Here is a 15,294-nt window from a genome sequence, read left to right on the forward strand (position 1 = left end):
CTTAACGACTCCGCCTTAGGTTGCTGGCGAAGAGCCATGCGCCCCTGGCGTCAGGCGGAGGGTTAAGCGAAATGCGCCTGATCGGTCGTTACGAGCTTCGCGAACGCATTGGCGAGGGCGCCATGGCGGAGGTCTGGCGCGCCCACGATCCCAGCATCGACCGGGTGCTGGCCATCAAGCTGCTGAAGCAGGAATACCGGCGCAATCCCGAATATGCGATGCGCTTCCTGCGGGAGGCCAAGGCCGCCGGCGCGCTGGCCCACCCGTCCATCGTTACGATCTACGACGTCGGCGAGGCCGACGGATATCCCTACATCGCCATGGAGCTGCTGGAGGGGGAGTCCCTCGACCAGGTGCTGGCTCGGGAAGGCCAGCTCTCCGGCGACCGCGTCCTGGCCATCGGCGGCCAGCTGGCCGCGGCCCTGAGCTACGCCCACCTGTCGGGCGTCGTGCACCGGGACATCAAGCCCTCCAACATCATGCTGGGCCGGGACGGGACCTCCATCAAGATCCTCGACTTCGGGATCGCCCGGGTCGCCGAGGACGCCGCCTTCACGGATCAGGAACACGTCCGCACCCAGATCGGCCAGGTGCTGGGCACGCCGCGCTACATGAGTCCCGAGCAGGCCCTGGGCCAGGTGGTGGACGGCCGCTCCGACCTGTTCTCGGTGGGGGTGGTGCTATACGAGCTGATCACCGGCAAGCAGGCCTTTTCCGGAACCAGCGCCGCGACCCTGGCCCTCCAGATCACCCAGCAGAACCCGCCCTCCATCGCCGCCGTGGAGCCGGGCTGCCCGGGTGGCCTGCGTTTCATCGTCGAGAAGCTGCTGGCCAAACGCCCCGAGCGGCGGTTCGCCGACGGCGCGGAACTGGCCCGCGCCCTGGCCCGCGAGGCCAAGGCCTATGAAGCCGTGCACGCCGAGGACTCGGCGCGCCGCAAGTACCTGCCCCTGCAGATCCGTCTGACCCTGGGCATGGTAGCGGTCACCGCGATCGCCCTGGCCATCAGCGTCAGCGCCGTGCTCGACCGCCAGTACCGGGCCATGGAGCGCATGGCGCTCGCCTCTGGCTCATCGATCTCGGCCTTCGTGGCCAGCAACGCCGCCCTGCCGTCGGTGGAGAACTCGGCCGCCCTGCCGATGGAGCAGGACTGGACCCCGATCCAGGCCTTCATCGCCGCCGCCGCCAAGGACCAGTCCGTACGCTGGATGACCATGGTGGACGCCGAGGGGATCATCCGGGGCGCCAGCGATCCCAAGCTGCTGGGCGCCCGCTATCGCCCGCCCGTGGGTGAGGTGGTGGTGCAGCGCAACCAGCACGTGACGGTGACCGACATCAAGCTGGATGACGGACGCGACGGCTTCCGCTTCGTCCATCCCATCCTCTATGCCGACCGCAAGTTCGGCATGATCGAGGTCAGCATCAGCAAGGCCGAGCTGCAGGCCGCCGCCGACACCTCGCGCAACCTGATGCTGGCGCTCAGCACCCTGATCCTGCTGGTGGTGGGGATGATCAGCTTCACCCTGGCCAAGATGCTGGCCGCCCCCGTGCGCCGCCTGAAGCAGGCCCTGCGGGACGCCACCATGGGCGACCTGGATTTCCGCATCTCCCACGGCCGCAAGGATGAGTTCGGCGAGCTCTTCGACGGCTTCAACCTGTTCGCCACCGCGGTGCAGGAACGTCTGGAGGCGGCCGAGCGCCCCTCGGGCGGCCCGCGCGCCCTGGACGAGACGCGCATCGCGCCGACGGTCGCCGAGGCGCAGCCCAAGCCCGCGCCGGTCCAGCCTTCCAGCGCCGAGGGCACGCCCTTCGATCCCGCCTGGCCGCGGCGCTCAGCGTAGGGGGGACGATGTACATCTGTCGCCTGTTCCACAAGGATCAGCCCTTCGAGCAGATCGAGGGGCGGCTGATCGCCGACCTTCCGGTCACCATCGGCCGTGACGTCTCGGCCGACTGGGCCCTGCCCGATCCCGACGGCACGCTGTCGCGTCTGCACTGCAGCCTGGAGATGGTCGACGGCCGGCTGCTGCTGAAGGACACCAGCACCAACGGCACCTTCCTGGCCGACGGTGCGCGCGCGCCGCGCGACCTGCCGGTGGAGATAAGCGCCCGCCAGAGCCTGCGGCTGGGCGCCTTCACAATCCTGGTGGAGGAGGCGCCCAACGACGAGGTCGCCGACGCCGGCCTGGCCACGACCCTGCACGCGCCCCTTGCGGCCCAGGTGACGCCGCTGCCGGCCACCTGGACCGACCCGCCTGCCGCGCCGTCGCCCCATCGCGACGCCTCCCTGCTGGAAGCCTTCTGCGACGGCGCCAAGCTGGACGCCTCAGCCCTCTCTTCGGAGGACCCCACCGACCTCATGCGGCGGGTGGGGGCCATCTACCAACAGACGGTGATCGGCCTGGCCACGCTGATGGCCGACCGCGCCCGCTTCAAGGGCGACCACGAGCTGGAGCGCACCACCATCCGGGCGGCCCAGAACAACCCGTTCAAGTGGGCGCCCACCCGCAAGGTGGCGCAGGACCTGCTGACCGGCGGCGACGCGGCCTTCCTGTCGGACGCCGAGGCGGTGCGCGCCTCCTTCGAGGATCTGAACCAGCACCTCGCAGCCCTGGCCCGGGGCGCGGACGCCGCGGCCGAGGTCGTCCTGCAGAGCTTCGCGCCGGAGACCATCGAAGCGGAAGCCAAGTCGCAAGGCTCCATGCTGCGCAGCCGCCAGGCCGTATGCTGGGACATCCACAATCGCCGCCACGCGGCCTTCACCAGCCGCGCCGAGGGAACTCAGGACGACGCCCTGCGGCGCGCCTTCGCCGAGGCCTACAGCCGCGCGACGGACCCCGAGGCCCGGTGAGCGCCCTGGCCCAATCGCCGGAAGCCTCGCCCCTGAGATTCCGCTCAGTTTCCCGCAGCCACGCCGGCCGCCGGCGCACGGTCAACGAAGACCGCCTGCTGGAGCGCGGGCCCCAAACCCTGTGGGCCGTGGCCGACGGCATGGGCGGGCACCAGGCCGGCGATGTCGCCGCCAGCCGGCTCATCGAGGCCCTGTCCCAGGTGGAGCACGGCGCCTCTGGCTATGCCTGCATCGCCGACATCGAGGGCGAGGTGCGCCGCGTGAACGCCGAGCTGTTCGCCGAGCAGGCGGCCTCGGGCGCGACCAGCGGATCGACGGTGGTGACCCTGCTGGCCCACGAGGGCCACTATGCCTGCCTCTGGGCCGGCGACAGCCGCGCCTATCACCTGCGGCAAGGGACGGTGTCGGCGATCACCCGCGACCACAGCGTGGTGCAGGAACTGGTGGACGGGGGCGCCTTGCCCGAGGCCCGCCGCAAATCCCATCCCAGCGCCCACGTCATCACCCGCGCGGTGGGGTCTGCGCCCTCCATCGACCTGGACCGCCGCTTCGCCCCAATCCAGTCCGGCGACCTCTTCGTGCTGTGCTCCGACGGCCTGACCGCCTGCGTCACCGAGGATGAGCTGGCGGGGATCGATCGCCACGACCTGGCCGCCTCGGCCGACTGGCTGCTGGCGACGACCCTGGCCCGTCAGGCGCCTGACAATGTGAGCTTCATCCTCATCGCCGCCGACTGATCAGCCGGTGGGCGACATAGATCACAGGCAAGGCCAGGCCCGCGATCCAGTGACCGGGCGAGAGCAGCCCCCAGGCCCCGTCGTCCCCCGCATAGAGCAGCAGGTAGCCGGTGACCGTCAGGGCCAGCAGCCAGGCCAACAGGAGCGAGCCCGACCAGCGACGGCGGCGGCTCGCCCAGGCCCTGGCGATGTGGAGACCGCTCAGCAGCCCGATCAGCCACAGGCTCGCAAAGGCGAACAGTCCGTGCAGCCGCAGCCACCATGGCTCCAAGGCATGGGGCTCAGGTCCCCAGGGACCCGGGCTGCGAAGGTAGAAATGGAAAATCAGCCACAGGCCGCCCGACGCCCACAGCCCGACACCCACCACGCTGATGGTCAGGCGGCTGCGGGCGCTTAGCCGGATGGGGGCGGGGAAGGCCGATCGTTCCACGTCGTCAGGGCTGAACGGCGACGCGGGCCAGGGTCTTGGGATCGAAGAAGGCTTCCACGGGACGGCCCTTCTCGTCGAAGCCATAGACCTCGTAGCAGCCGTTGAACATCTGCAGCTTGCGGATCTTCCACCCCTGGTTCTTCAGGATCTGGACCAGCTCGGCGGTGGGCTTGCGTTCAGCCCGGGTGGCGGCAGGGCAGGACACATTACCGTCGGCGAGGGCCACGTCGGCGGCGGCCAGGGAGAGGGCGGCGACCGCGAGGCAGAGAATCTTATTCATCATCGGCTCCAAGGTCAGGGTTGCGGAACAGGCGCGGGCGCCTGGATGTCTGTGGTCACCGTGCCGGATGGATCGGTCACGAAGCCCACCTTGGCGACGCCCGCCTTGCTGGCCTCGCTCATCACGTCGGCCAGGGTTTCGTACTGGGTGTGGCGGTCGACGCGCAGGTGCAGCTCGGGGGGCTTTTCCTTGGCGCCGGCGGCGCGCATCCGCTGCAGCATCTGCGCGTGATTGATCTTGTCACCGTCCCAATAGAGCTGGCCCGCGGCGTCGATGGCGAACTGGATGGCCGGCTCACGGCTCTCGTCGGGGGTGCTGGCCGCCTTGGGCAGGTCGATCTTCACCGAGTTGGTCAGCAGGGGCGCGGTGACGATGAAGATGACCAGCAGCACCAGCATGATGTCCACCAGCGGGATCACGTTGATCTCCGCCATGGGCGAGTTCCTGCGCCCGCTATCGAAGCTGCCGAAGGCCATCTCTAGGCGCTCCGGGCCGGAGCCGGGCGCTTGGGCGCGGCCGGGGGTTCGGAGGAGCCGACCTTGGCGCCCGTCACCAGGAAGGTGAAGAGGTCGTGGGCGAAGCCGTCGAGGCGGGCCAGCGTGATGCGGTTGCTGCGGACGATGAAGTTGTAGCCCAGCACTGCCGGGATCGCGACGGCCAGGCCTATGGCGGTCATGATCAGGGCCTCGCCGACCGGACCGGCGACCTTGTCCAGGGTGCCGGAGCCAGATCGGCTGATGGCCAGCAGGGCGTGGTAGATGCCCCAGACGGTGCCCAGTAGTCCGACGAAGGGCGCGGTGGCCCCGATCGAGGCCAGGACCGTCAGGCCCGACTCCATCTCCGACGTCTCCTCATCAATGGTCCGGCGCAGGGCCCGGGTGAGGAATTCGGTGGGGGCGCCGGCTTCATTCAGGCGGTGGGCGCCGTGGCGCTCATGGTGCTGGGCGGCGACGATGCCCTGCTGGGCCAGATGGGCGAAGGCGTTGTCGGGGATCTTGCCGTCCAGCTCGCGGCCGACGACCTCGATGGAGGGGGCGTTCCAGAAGAAGGTCAGGAACTTCTCCGACCGGCGACGGGCCTGGGCGCCGCTCATCGACTTGGTGACGATCAGGTACCAGCTGGCCAGCGAGGCGACCGCCATCAGCACCAGTATGCTCCTGGCGACGAGATCAGCCTGGGCGAGGAAATGGCTAAAGCCTTGGGCGTCTTCCATGTCGATCTCTCAGCGATTCAACGAGAATTCCATGGGCACGATCACCCATGCGGAGACCGCGCGGTCCCCCTGTTTGGCCGGGGCGAACTTCCAGCGTTTCTTCACGACATCCATGGCGGCGGCGTCTAGGTCGGCTGACCCGCTGGATCGGTCCAGCAGCACCTGGGTCGGCGCGCCCTCGGGGCTCACCTGGACGCGCAGGCGCACGACGCCCTCCTCGCGCCGGCGCCTTGATCCGACCGGATAGGCCGGCCCGGGGTTCTGCAGATAGGCGGCGGTGAAGTTCGGCGGTGTGGTGGCGGCCGCTACCGGCGCGTTGGAGGCCGCAGCCTGGGCCGGCGGGGCGGGCGCGGCGGACGGGGCGGGCGCCACGCGCTGAGGCTCGTGCTCCATGGGTGGCGCGCTCATGGGCGAGGGTGTCGACGCCGTGGTGGACAGCATCTGGGTCTTGGGGGGCGGTGGCGTCGGGGTCGGCAGCTGGGGCGGAGCGGGCGCCGCACTGGCCGCTGCCTCGGTGATGAAGCTGACCGAGAGCGTCTGCTCCGGAGGCGGAGGCGGCGGGCGCAGCTGGGCCAGGACGAAGACGCCGACGAGGCCGGCATGTAGCGCCACCACCGCGCCGACCGCCGTCGCGCGGTCACGCAGGGTTCCGCGACCGCCGCGATAGGCGGGCGGGCCGCCTGTCATCGACGCCACATGAACCATGGCGGCGTCTCTAACTGAGAATAGGTCTCATTAAAAGGTAGCGGTGGTGTTTTTGCGTCTCGTTTTCAAATCGCTACGTCGCCGCCCAGCGGCGGACCAGATTGTGATAGACGCCGGGGTGCTGTCAGTTTAAGGTCAAGTTGTCTCCGGTAGCGGCCTGAAGTCCGCTGTGGGAGACGCCGTTGAGACCGATTTCATACAAGCGCCACCGGTTCCCGGCTGATGTCATCCGCCATGCAGTGTGGTTGTATTTCAGGTTCACCCTGAGCTTTCGGGACGTCGAGGAACTCCTCGCCCAACGGGGGATCGAGGTCAGTTACGAGACGATCCGGTGCTGGACGCTGAAGTTCGGCCGCCAGTTCGCGCATAATCTGCGGCGCTCCCGACCCAGGCCGACAGGTCGATGGCATCTGGACGAGATGGTCGTGAAGATCGGCGGACGGCGAATGTTCCTGTGGCGGGCCGTCGATGATGAGGGAGAGGTGCTGGACATGCTGGTCCAGGAGCGCCGCAACAAGGCGGCGGCGTTGAAGCTGCTGAGGAAATTGCTCAAGAACTACTGTGTCCACCCCGAGGCGATCGTCACGGACAAGCTGGCGTCCTACCGTGCCGCGGCCCGGGATCTGGGCCTGGCGGGTCGTCACCGACCTGGCGGGATGCGGGAGAATAATCGCGCTGAGAACTCGCATCTGCCGATCCGGCGACGGGAGCGAAAGCAGCAGAAATTCAAATCCAAGGCCTCAGCCCAGAGATTCCTCGCCACTCACGCCGCTGTCTACAACGTCTTCAATCTCCAGCCTCACCTGATCCGCCGACCGACCCTCCGCCGGTTCCGGGCCGAGGCGCATCGGACGTGGGCGGCGGCAACCGCCGCTGCGTGATCTCCGCGCCGGGGAGGGGGCCTTTGGAGTTCGGCCGACTTAACCTGACAAACCCTTGGAAGCTCCTCAAGCTTCCCGTTTTCGCGGATCTGGATCGGCCGATAGGCCTCCTGCATGATCAGATCCTCCAGCCCTGACGCGCGACTTGCAGTCTTGTCCGGCTTTGCCTTCTTCCTGGGTCGGCCGCGGGGATTGCCGGATGCGCCCTTGCGGAACTGGTGCTGCGCTGGCGGCTGACGATACCCGACCAGTGCCTTGCTCGGGCTGCCGGGGTCCTCATCGTCGGGCGTACTCACTTCGGCTCCTCCCGCGAGCGCTGCACCTCGGTCGCCTCGAAGGTCGCGCCATCGTGGGCAAGTTTCGCCGCCTTGCCGGTCAGCTTCTCAAACCGCCGAACAATGGTGTCGCAGTAGAGCGGATCGAACTCGATCAGCCGGGCCGACCGACCGCAGGTCTCCGCAGCGATCAGGGTGGTGCCGGATCCGCCAAATCCGTCCAGCACGATGCCGCCGCGCTTCGAGCAATCACGGATCGCGTCGGCCACCAGAGCGGTTGGCTTAACGGTAGGATGCATCGCGAGCACCTCCCCGCGCCCCGATCCTAGGCTGCTGATCCCCGGATAGTCCCAGACGTTGGTGCGGTATCGCCCGTCCTCACCAAGGCCGAAGCTATTCACGTGAGGAGCGGTCCCGACCTTGAACACGAACACCAGCTCGTGCTTGGACCGATAGAAGGTGCCCATCCCGCCATTGGTCTTGTTCCAGACGCAGAGGTTCTTCAGCTCGCTGAACACCCGCTCGCCGGCCGCCAGCAATTCCCCCATGTGGCGCCAGTCCATGCATACGAAGGCGATGGCGCCATCGCGGCTGACGCCGGCCATCGCGCCGAGGGTCTCCTGCAGGAACGCGGTGAACGCGGCTGTGGACATCTCGCCGGCGCCCATGGCGAACTTGCGATGCTGGATGCTGCCCAAGCCGGAGACGTGTCCATCGATCGGGACATTGTAGGGCGGGTCGGTGAATACGAGGTCGGCGACATCGCCCCGCATGAGCCGGGCATAGTCCTCCGGATTGCGTGCATCGCCGCAGATCAGCCGGTGGCGCCCAAGCTCCCAGATGTCGCCCATCCGGCTTACCGCCGCCGTCGCAAAAGGCGGGACCTGATCCTCTGGACCGGGAGGCGCGTCGGGGTCGCTGTCTCGGGCCAAGTCGAGGGTAAGGTCTACCTCGGCCAGGGAAAAGCCGGTCAAGGTCACGTCGAAGTCCAGATCGATGAGGGCCTGGAGTTCGATCGCAAGGATCTCGGTGTCCCAGCCTGCGTTGAGCGCGAGTTTGTTGTCGGCGAGAACGTAGGCTCGACGCTCGGTCTCGCTAAGGTGGGACAGGCGGAGGGTCGGCACCGATTCCAGGCCGAGCAGCTTTGCAGCTTCAACCCGGCCATGACCGGCGATGATCTGGCCCTCGTCGCTCACCAGCACCGGATTGGTGAAGCCGAACCGCTGGATGCTGTCGGCGATCTGCTTGATCTGCTTTTTGGAATGGCGCCTAGCGTTCCGGGCGTAGGGCTTCAGCGTGCTTGGTGCGCGGTGCTCGACTTCAAGTTCGGCGGAGCGAGTCATCTGCCGAACATATCATGAACTCGTGATTCTGAAACTGATAGCTGCAACCTGCCGCTGCATGCGCTGAGGTTCGACTGGACTGCGGCGGGCGTCCGAGCATTGCTGTTGGCGTCAAGCCCGGCAGTCCGGGCTTTGCTCAGTGCGGGCCAACACCGGCCCGGCGAGCAAAGGACAAATTCCAATGACCAAGTCATCCCGCCGATCCGGCGCCTCTCCCACAGACTCCTCCGCCGAGATCCCGACCGAGCCGGCCAAGACGAAAATCGCCAGCGTCGTCGACCTGCTCCGCAACCCGGGCGGTGCGACCCTCGAGACCATGATGCGCGCTACCGGCTGGCAGGCGCACTCGGTCCGCGGCGCCTTGGCCGGATCGATCAAGAAAGGCATGGGCCTCCACGTCGTCTCTGAGAAGGTCGACGGTGTCCGGATTTATCGCATCTCGGCGGAGGTCTCGGCGTGATGATCGATCCCGCAATTACCGAGGAGGTCCGGGCGCTCGAGCGCCTGGACCTTGAGGGTCTGCGAGCGGTCTGGCGCGAGCGCTATGGGACTCCGCCGACACTGAGGTCGACCGACCTGTTGGCTAGGCTCTTGGCCTGGGGGATTCAATCCGAGGCATTCGGAGGCTTGGACGCCGAGACCCGGTCGACCCTCTTCCGAATGAGTCTGCCCGTCGCGGCGCCCAGTCTCGCCCCAGGCATGCGTCTGGAACGTGTCTGGCGTGGGACCACCCAGACCGTCGAGATTGTCGAAGGCGGGTTCCGCTGGAGCGGACAGACCTATCGCAGCCTCTCCCAGGTGGCCCAGGCGATCACGGGGGTGAAGTGGAACGGTCCAAGGTTCTTCGGGCTGCGGCAGGATCCAGCGCGATGAGCCAGAAGCTTCGCTGCGCTATCTACACCCGAAAGTCCTCGGAGGAGGGGCTCGATCAGAGCTTCAACAGCCTTCACGCCCAGCGCGAGGCGTGCGAGGCCTATGTGCTGAGCCAGGCCGGGGAGGGATGGTCGGCCCTCAAGACCGCCTACGACGATGGCGGGTTCTCCGGCGGTTCAATGGAGCGGCCGGGCTTGGCCCAACTGCTCAGCGACATCGCCGCGGGCAAGGTCGATGTGGTGGTGGTCTACAAGGTCGATCGCCTGACCCGGTCGCTGGCGGATTTCGCCAAGATCGTTGAAACCTTTGACGGGCGGGGCGTTTCGTTCGTTTCGGTCACCCAGGCCTTCAATACCACCAGCAGCATGGGCCGGTTGACCCTCAACGTGCTGCTGTCGTTCGCCCAGTTCGAGCGCGAGGTCACCGGCGAGCGCATTCGCGACAAGATTGCGGCCTCCAAGGCCAAGGGCATGTGGATGGGCGGTATCATTCCTCTGGGCTACGACCTTCACGACCGCAAGCTGATCATAAATCTCGCCGAGGCCGAACTCGTTCGGGACATCTTCGCGCGCTACCTGGCCGGAGCGTCGGCGGCGTCGCTGGCGGAAGATCTTGAGCGGGCCGGCGTCCGCTCCAAGGCCTGGACGACGCGCGCGGGCCGGCCGATGGGCGGCAAGGTCATGGGCAAGGGCGCCATCGTCCATATCCTTCAGAGCCGGCTTTACCTCGGTGAGATCGTCCACAAAGATCACGTCCATACCGGCGAGCATGAAGCGATCGTCTCGCGGGAGGTGTTTGATGCGGCTGCGGCCCAGATGGCTGCGAAGGCGGCGCTGCGCCGCAGTCGGCCGTCTCGCGCTGTGGCGGGACCACTCAAAGGTCGACTGTTCGATGGTTCGGGCCAACCGATGAGCCCGAGCTTCGCCTATGGCAAAGCTGGAAAGCTGCATCGCTACTACATCGCCATGGCGTTGCAGCGCGGCGTCAAGCTGGCGCAGGCCGATGGCTTCATACGCCGGGTGTCAGCGCCTGCGGTTGAGGGTTTCCTTGTCGGCATCCTGAACCGGATCAGCACCCGAGACGATCTGGAGACCGCCGACTTGCAGGATGTTGTGCGTCGCGTGGAGCTGCGGACGGACGAGACGCATCTCATCATAGATCCCGAGATGCTCTTGCCCGGGGAACATCCGGAGCTTGTTCTGGCCGCGGTTCGCAAGACCCTCGTTGAGGGCGAACAGGCGGTTGCTGAACGCGGGCAGCATAATGCGATCCGGTTGGTGCTGCCCCAATGTCTCCAACTCCGCGGCGGGCGGACATCAATCCGCGGGGGTTCGGCAGATGAGCGGCCTCGGCGGATCAATCCCGGGCTCGTGAACGCCCTGAAGCGCGCTCATGCCGACTTGCTCGAACTGAAGGCCTCGCCGCTTTCGAGTCGGGAAGACCTTCAATCTGCCGTGGCGCCGGGGACGCAGCATGATCGTCAGGTCTGTCGCCTGGCTCTGATGTCGCCAGATATCCAGCGCCAAATTCTCGTTGGCGACCAGCCGCCCGGAATGACCCTTAGAAACATCCTGAAGACGCCGATGCCGCTTGCCTGGGCAGACCAGATGGCCTGGTTGGAGGCGATTTCGCGCGGGTGATTTAGTCCCGAAAACTATCCCTGTTCCAGCGTGAATTGTTCCCTGTTCAGGTGGATATTGTTCCCTGTTGTCGGCCTTAAAATTCCCTGTTTGTGAGCCGATCGATCACGGATCATTTTCAGAATTAGTGTATTAAATTCCTTAGGTTATCGAGATTCGACCGCCTCAAGGGGCCGTCCGCCACATTCAAAATATCCCTGCGCTCCCTGTTATCGGCTCATAACAGGGAAACCGTCACGGTTTTTGATGTGCGGAGACAGGCCCTGAAATGGAGGGGCATTGGGGGCGAATTAGGCCTTCGGAGACCAGGCCGGATGACGGATTGGTCTCGCTGGAAGCCCGGTGCGCCGGGGCTTTGGCGACTTGGTCTCGGAGAAGAGCCAAGTTGCCCTGACTGTCTGGCGGCCCGGGAGGGACTCGAACCCCCGACCTTCGCTTTAGGAAAGCGCTGCTCTATCCTGCTGAGCTACCGGGCCAGACCGGTGGGGTGATAGCGCAAGGGCGCATGGCGGCGAAAGGGAAGATGCGAATGGGGGCTCTGCGCCATTTCCGGCTGCTCTATGTTCAGGTGCTCATCGGCATCGCCCTTGGCGTGCTGGTGGGCTGGCTGTGGCCCGAGATCGGCGTTCAACTCAAGCCGCTGGGCGACGCCTTCATCAAGCTGATCAAGATGGCCATCGCCCCGGTCATCTTCTGCACCATCGCCGCCGGCATGGCCCGGATGAGCGACATCAAGGCCTTCGGCCGCCTGGGCGCCAAGACCCTGATCTACTTCGAGGTGGTGTCGACCATCGCTCTGATCATCGGCCTGGTGGTGGGCAAGTGGGTCCAGCCGGGCGTCGGTTTCAATGTCGATCCCGCCAGCCTCGATCCGAGCGTGGCGGAAGAATACGTGGAGAAGGCTCACCACAGTCCTGACCTCGTCCAGTACCTGCTGAACCTGATCCCCGACACCTTCTTCGGGGCCTTCGCCGATGGCCAGCTGCTGCAGGTGCTGGTGATCGCGGTGATCACCGGCCTGGCCTGCACCCGACTCGGTCCCTTCGGCGACAAGGTGGCCGGGGCCCTGGAGGACATCTCCAAGGTCTTCTTCTCCATCATCCAGGTGGTGGTGCGTCTGGCGCCCATCGGGGCCTTCGGGGCCATGGGCTTCACCATCGGCAAGTATGGCGTCGCCGCCCTGGTGAAGCTGGCCGCCCTGGTGGGGACCTTCTACCTCACCAGCCTGCTGTTCGTTCTGGTGGTGCTGGGCCTGATCGCCTGGATGTCCGGCTTCTCGATCCTGAAGTTCCTGGCCTATATCCGCGAGGAGCTGTTGATCGTCCTGGGGACCTCGTCCTCGGAGTCTGTGCTGCCGCAGATGATCGACAAGATGCAGCGCCTGGGCGCTGGCAAGACCACGGCGGGCCTGGTGATCCCGGCGGGCTACAGCTTCAATCTCGACGGCACCAACATCTACATGACCCTGGCCACCCTGTTCCTGGCCCAGGCCACCAACACCCCCATCACCCTGACCCAGGAGCTGACCCTGCTGGGGGTGGCCATGCTCACCTCGAAGGGGGCCAGCGGCGTGACGGGGGCAGGCTTCATCACGCTCGCCGCCACCCTGGCGGTCATTCCGGAGATTCCCATCGCGGCGCTCGCCCTGCTGGTGGGGGTGGACCGGTTCATGAGCGAGTGCCGCGCGCTCACCAACCTGGTGGGCAACGGCGTGGCGACCCTCGTCGTGGCCCGCTGGGATGGGGACCTGGACAGGGAGGTCCTGGCCCAGGAGCTGGAACGTGGGCCGCGCGCCATGGTGACCGAGCCTGTGCAGGCTCCGGCGGACTGAGCCTCGGGGCCGTCCGGCCGCCTACGCGGCGGATCGTCGGCCGGGACGGCGAGGGACCTCGCGCTCCAAGGCGACGGCGGCGAAGGGCTCTCCGGAGGGGGTGAGCAGCGGAAAGACCTCGATCTCGCACCGATAGGCCTCCCCGGACTTGCGATAGTTCATCAGGGTCGTCCGATGTGTGACGCCCAGGCGCAACGCCCGCGCCAGTCGCTTCTTGGCCGCGACGCTGGTGGCTGATCCCTGCAGCATTCGGGGGCTCTTTCCGACCACCTCATGACTGGCATAGCCGGTCATGCGTTCGAACGCCGCGTTCACATAGAGGATGTTCGGACCGGGCGCCGCCAGCTCGCCGTCCGTCACCACGACCGCCAGCTCCGTGTCGCCGACGAGGGCGGAAACCAGTTGGATAAGTGACATCACACCGCTCGTCCTGAGGTTGGCGTCACCTGTCCAACGCACAACCTGACCTACAGTGAGCCGCCGGGGCAATTCAATTAGGCTTCTGTTAACCGCGTCAAAGCGCGCGCGCGCCTTATTTCACGGGCCAAGACCACTGGAACCCAGGTTCGTTTCGCGAAGTGGGGTTTCAATTAGGAGGTCGTTAGCGATCGCAGTGCGATGAGATGCCGCAAGAGCTGGTGAGGACGTGGAGCGGTCGGATGCTGTTTGGTGGTCGTGCTCAGGAAAAGGCGCGGGAGGCTCAGCGCGTCCGCGAGCTCGAGGCGCAGGTCAACGCCATGGACCGGTCTCAGGCGGTGATCGAGTTCAAGCTCGATGGGACGATCCTCAGGGCGAACGCCAATTTCTTGGACGCCCTTGGCTACACGGCGGCTGAGATCGAGGGTCGCCATCACAGCATGTTTGTGCCGCCCGACCAGAAGGACAGCGCGGCATACCGCGAGTCCTGGCGGGATCTGAACAATGGCGAGTTTGTCGCCGCCAAGTTCCAGCGGATCAGGAAGGATGGCTCGGTTTGCTGGATTCAGGCCTCCTACAACCCCGTGCTGGACGAGGCCGGACGTCCCTACAAGGTCATCAAGTTCGCCACGGACGTGACCGAGGTCGAGCTGGAGCGAGCGCGAAATGAGGCCGAGCGCGCCACGGCCGAGGCCGAGCAGAACCTGGTGGTCGGCGCCCTGGCCGACAGCCTGCAGCGGGTGGCCGCCGGCGATCTGACCACCCAGATCGAGGCGCGTTTTGACGGCCGCTACCAGCAGATCAAGGAGGACTTCAACAAGGCTATCCAGAGCCTGCGTGAGGCCCTGACCTCCATCGCCGCCTCTTCCGGCGGAATCCGGGGTGGGGCCGACGAAATCGCCAGCGCCTCCGACGACCTGTCGCGCCGCACCGAGCAGCAGGCCGCCAGCCTGGAGGAGACCGCTGCGGCCCTGGACCAGATCACCGCCACCGTGAAGCGCAGCGCCGAAGGCGCTAAGCAAGCCTTCAACGCCGCCACCACCGCCAAGGCTGACGCTCAGCGCTCCGGCGGTGTAGTCCGCGAGGCGGTCGCCGCCATGGGTGAGATCGAGCAGAGCTCCGGCAAGATCACCCAGATCATCGGCGTCATTGACGAGATCGCCTTCCAGACTAACCTGCTGGCCCTGAACGCCGGGGTCGAGGCCGCTCGGGCCGGCGAAGCAGGCCGCGGCTTCGCCGTCGTCGCATCCGAGGTTCGGGCCCTGGCCCAGCGCTCGGCCGACGCGGCCAAGGAGATCAAGGCCCTGATCAGCGCCTCGTCGGCCCACGTCAATTCCGGGGTCCGCCTGGTGGGCGAGACCGGCGACGCTCTGGTGGGAATCGTCGGACGGGTCACTGAGATCGACGGCCTGATCGCCGAGATCGCCCAGTCGTCACAGGAGCAGGCCGTCGGGCTCGCCCAGGTCAACACCGCCGTCAACCAGATGGACCAGGTGACCCAGCAGAATGCGGCCATGGTGGAGGAAGCCACCGCTGCGTCCGCCAATCTGCGTAGCGAGGCCGTGGAGCTGACCAGGCTGGTGGGCCGCTTCCAGACCGGGGCTCAGCCCGTGCGGCCGGAACTGGCGCGGGCCGAGCGGCACGCCCCGGCCCGCAACCCGGTCGCTCGCGACCGGGCCCGGCTGACGTCGGCTTTCGGCGGCGGCAAGGCCGCCGCCTCGGAAAGCTGGGAAGAGTTCTAGGCCTAGAGCATGATCGCTTGAGACGGAACCGCGCAGCGGTCCCGGCTCAGGCGTGAATCATGCTCTCGCTTATATC

General features: G+C 66.6%; 17 protein-coding genes and 1 tRNA gene. 9 read left to right on the forward strand and 9 right to left on the reverse strand.

The window, feature by feature from the left end; translation table 11 throughout:
• The first annotated feature begins 71 nt into the window (after positions 1–71).
• Genes OCL97_RS11505 through OCL97_RS11515 form a run of 3 tightly spaced genes read left to right on the forward strand, consistent with a single transcriptional unit; the run spans position 72 to position 3,588 of the window.
• Positions 72–1,841 (forward strand): protein kinase domain-containing protein, encoded by a 1,770-nt coding sequence (locus tag OCL97_RS11505; RefSeq protein ID WP_377370182.1) that lies wholly within the window; start codon positions 72–74, stop codon positions 1,839–1,841.
• An 8-nt stretch (positions 1,842–1,849) separates the two neighbouring features.
• Positions 1,850–2,851: a type VI secretion system-associated FHA domain protein TagH gene (gene tagH, locus OCL97_RS11510; protein ID WP_377370183.1), complete on the forward strand. Its 1,002-nt coding sequence runs from the start codon at positions 1,850–1,852 to the stop codon at positions 2,849–2,851.
• Positions 2,848–3,588, forward strand: coding sequence for a PP2C family protein-serine/threonine phosphatase (locus OCL97_RS11515; RefSeq protein ID WP_377370184.1), 741 nt, complete (start codon positions 2,848–2,850; stop codon positions 3,586–3,588). The genes tagH and OCL97_RS11515 overlap by 4 nt, the downstream gene beginning before the upstream one ends.
• On the opposite strand, the gene OCL97_RS11520 is transcribed toward OCL97_RS11515, so the two are convergent.
• Genes OCL97_RS11520 through OCL97_RS11540 form a run of 5 tightly spaced genes read right to left on the reverse strand, consistent with a single transcriptional unit; the run spans position 3,572 to position 6,216 of the window.
• Positions 3,572–4,018 carry a hypothetical protein gene (locus OCL97_RS11520; protein WP_377370185.1) on the reverse strand — a complete coding sequence of 149 codons (447 nt, stop codon included), beginning with the start codon at positions 4,016–4,018 and terminating at the stop codon, positions 3,572–3,574. The two genes, OCL97_RS11515 and OCL97_RS11520, sit on opposite strands and share 17 nt — an antisense overlap.
• 4 nt (positions 4,019–4,022) lie before the next feature.
• Complete coding sequence (locus OCL97_RS11525) at positions 4,023–4,298, reverse strand: PepSY domain-containing protein (protein ID WP_377370186.1); 276 nt, start codon at positions 4,296–4,298, stop codon at positions 4,023–4,025.
• Positions 4,299–4,312: 14 nt separating this feature from the next.
• Entirely contained in the window at positions 4,313–4,732 is a 420-nt protein-coding gene (locus tag OCL97_RS11530) for an ExbD/TolR family protein (protein WP_377370187.1), read from the reverse strand.
• Positions 4,733–4,776: 44 nt separating this feature from the next.
• Positions 4,777–5,511, reverse strand: a complete 735-nt coding sequence (locus OCL97_RS11535) for a MotA/TolQ/ExbB proton channel family protein (RefSeq protein WP_377370188.1) — start codon at positions 5,509–5,511, stop codon at positions 4,777–4,779.
• Between the two features lie 9 nt (positions 5,512–5,520).
• Entirely contained in the window at positions 5,521–6,216 is a 696-nt protein-coding gene (locus OCL97_RS11540; protein ID WP_377370189.1) for an energy transducer TonB, read from the reverse strand.
• A gap of 182 nt (positions 6,217–6,398) precedes the next feature.
• On the opposite strand from OCL97_RS11540, the gene OCL97_RS11545 reads away from it, so the two are divergent.
• Complete coding sequence (locus OCL97_RS11545) at positions 6,399–7,097, forward strand: IS6 family transposase (protein ID WP_377370190.1); 699 nt, start codon at positions 6,399–6,401, stop codon at positions 7,095–7,097.
• On the opposite strand, the gene OCL97_RS11550 is transcribed toward OCL97_RS11545, so the two are convergent.
• Together OCL97_RS11550 and OCL97_RS11555 are read right to left on the reverse strand one after the other, a co-directional pair.
• The gene (locus OCL97_RS11550) at positions 7,016–7,393 is read right to left on the reverse strand and encodes a DUF5681 domain-containing protein (protein ID WP_377370191.1); all 378 of its coding nucleotides are present in this window, start codon (positions 7,391–7,393) and stop codon (positions 7,016–7,018) included. The two genes, OCL97_RS11545 and OCL97_RS11550, sit on opposite strands and share 82 nt — an antisense overlap.
• Positions 7,390–8,715: a site-specific DNA-methyltransferase gene (locus OCL97_RS11555; protein WP_377370192.1), complete on the reverse strand. Its 1,326-nt coding sequence runs from the start codon at positions 8,713–8,715 to the stop codon at positions 7,390–7,392. Before OCL97_RS11555 ends, OCL97_RS11550 begins: the two co-directional genes overlap by 4 nt.
• 181 nt (positions 8,716–8,896) lie before the next feature.
• Between OCL97_RS11555 and OCL97_RS11560 the strand changes: the two genes are divergently transcribed.
• Genes OCL97_RS11560 through OCL97_RS11570 form a run of 3 tightly spaced genes read left to right on the forward strand, consistent with a single transcriptional unit; the run spans position 8,897 to position 11,228 of the window.
• Positions 8,897–9,175 carry a DUF3489 domain-containing protein gene (locus tag OCL97_RS11560; RefSeq protein WP_377370193.1) on the forward strand — a complete coding sequence of 93 codons (279 nt, stop codon included), beginning with the start codon at positions 8,897–8,899 and terminating at the stop codon, positions 9,173–9,175.
• On the forward strand, positions 9,175–9,588 hold the full coding sequence (locus OCL97_RS11565; protein ID WP_377370194.1) for a DUF2924 domain-containing protein: 414 nt from the start codon (positions 9,175–9,177) through the stop codon (positions 9,586–9,588). Before OCL97_RS11560 ends, OCL97_RS11565 begins: the two co-directional genes overlap by 1 nt.
• Positions 9,585–11,228, forward strand: coding sequence for a recombinase family protein (locus tag OCL97_RS11570; RefSeq protein ID WP_377370195.1), 1,644 nt, complete (start codon positions 9,585–9,587; stop codon positions 11,226–11,228). The genes OCL97_RS11565 and OCL97_RS11570 overlap by 4 nt, the downstream gene beginning before the upstream one ends.
• A 399-nt stretch (positions 11,229–11,627) precedes the next feature.
• Here the strand turns inward: OCL97_RS11570 and OCL97_RS11575 are convergent.
• Positions 11,628–11,704 (reverse strand) — tRNA-Arg (locus OCL97_RS11575).
• 53 nt (positions 11,705–11,757) lie between these two features.
• On the opposite strand from OCL97_RS11575, the gene OCL97_RS11580 reads away from it, so the two are divergent.
• Complete coding sequence (locus OCL97_RS11580) at positions 11,758–13,059, forward strand: dicarboxylate/amino acid:cation symporter (protein WP_377370196.1); 1,302 nt, start codon at positions 11,758–11,760, stop codon at positions 13,057–13,059.
• A 21-nt stretch (positions 13,060–13,080) separates the two neighbouring features.
• Here OCL97_RS11580 and OCL97_RS11585 read toward each other — a convergent pair whose 3' ends face one another.
• Positions 13,081–13,476: a PAS domain-containing protein gene (locus OCL97_RS11585; protein WP_305583373.1), complete on the reverse strand. Its 396-nt coding sequence runs from the start codon at positions 13,474–13,476 to the stop codon at positions 13,081–13,083.
• 242 nt (positions 13,477–13,718) lie between these two features.
• Here OCL97_RS11585 and OCL97_RS11590 point away from each other — a divergent pair, with 242 nt between their 5' ends.
• On the forward strand, positions 13,719–15,218 hold the full coding sequence (locus OCL97_RS11590) for a methyl-accepting chemotaxis protein (RefSeq protein ID WP_377370197.1): 1,500 nt from the start codon (positions 13,719–13,721) through the stop codon (positions 15,216–15,218).
• Positions 15,219–15,294: the final 76 nt, after the last annotated feature.

Source organism: Phenylobacterium ferrooxidans (genome assembly GCF_042714595.1).
Classification (GTDB): Bacteria; Pseudomonadota; Alphaproteobacteria; order Caulobacterales; family Caulobacteraceae; genus Phenylobacterium; species Phenylobacterium ferrooxidans.

What these genes read in the sequence shown, in the direction of transcription:
- OCL97_RS11535 (WP_377370188.1), bottom strand. Translation starts at nt 5,511, where the DNA reads ATGGAAGACGCCCAAGGCTTTAGCCATTTCCTCGCCCAGGCTGATCTC.
- OCL97_RS11505 (WP_377370182.1), top strand. Translation starts at nt 72, where the DNA reads ATGCGCCTGATCGGTCGTTACGAGCTTCGCGAACGCATTGGCGAGGGC.
- tagH (WP_377370183.1), top strand. Translation starts at nt 1,850, where the DNA reads ATGTACATCTGTCGCCTGTTCCACAAGGATCAGCCCTTCGAGCAGATC.
- OCL97_RS11570 (WP_377370195.1), top strand. Translation starts at nt 9,585, where the DNA reads ATGAGCCAGAAGCTTCGCTGCGCTATCTACACCCGAAAGTCCTCGGAG.
- OCL97_RS11530 (WP_377370187.1), bottom strand. Translation starts at nt 4,732, where the DNA reads ATGGCGGAGATCAACGTGATCCCGCTGGTGGACATCATGCTGGTGCTG.
- OCL97_RS11580 (WP_377370196.1), top strand. Translation starts at nt 11,758, where the DNA reads ATGGGGGCTCTGCGCCATTTCCGGCTGCTCTATGTTCAGGTGCTCATC.
- OCL97_RS11565 (WP_377370194.1), top strand. Translation starts at nt 9,175, where the DNA reads ATGATCGATCCCGCAATTACCGAGGAGGTCCGGGCGCTCGAGCGCCTG.
- OCL97_RS11525 (WP_377370186.1), bottom strand. Translation starts at nt 4,298, where the DNA reads ATGAATAAGATTCTCTGCCTCGCGGTCGCCGCCCTCTCCCTGGCCGCC.
- OCL97_RS11590 (WP_377370197.1), top strand. Translation starts at nt 13,719, where the DNA reads ATGCTGTTTGGTGGTCGTGCTCAGGAAAAGGCGCGGGAGGCTCAGCGC.
- OCL97_RS11560 (WP_377370193.1), top strand. Translation starts at nt 8,897, where the DNA reads ATGACCAAGTCATCCCGCCGATCCGGCGCCTCTCCCACAGACTCCTCC.
- OCL97_RS11555 (WP_377370192.1), bottom strand. Translation starts at nt 8,715, where the DNA reads ATGACTCGCTCCGCCGAACTTGAAGTCGAGCACCGCGCACCAAGCACG.
- OCL97_RS11540 (WP_377370189.1), bottom strand. Translation starts at nt 6,216, where the DNA reads ATGGTTCATGTGGCGTCGATGACAGGCGGCCCGCCCGCCTATCGCGGC.
- OCL97_RS11585 (WP_305583373.1), bottom strand. Translation starts at nt 13,476, where the DNA reads ATGTCACTTATCCAACTGGTTTCCGCCCTCGTCGGCGACACGGAGCTG.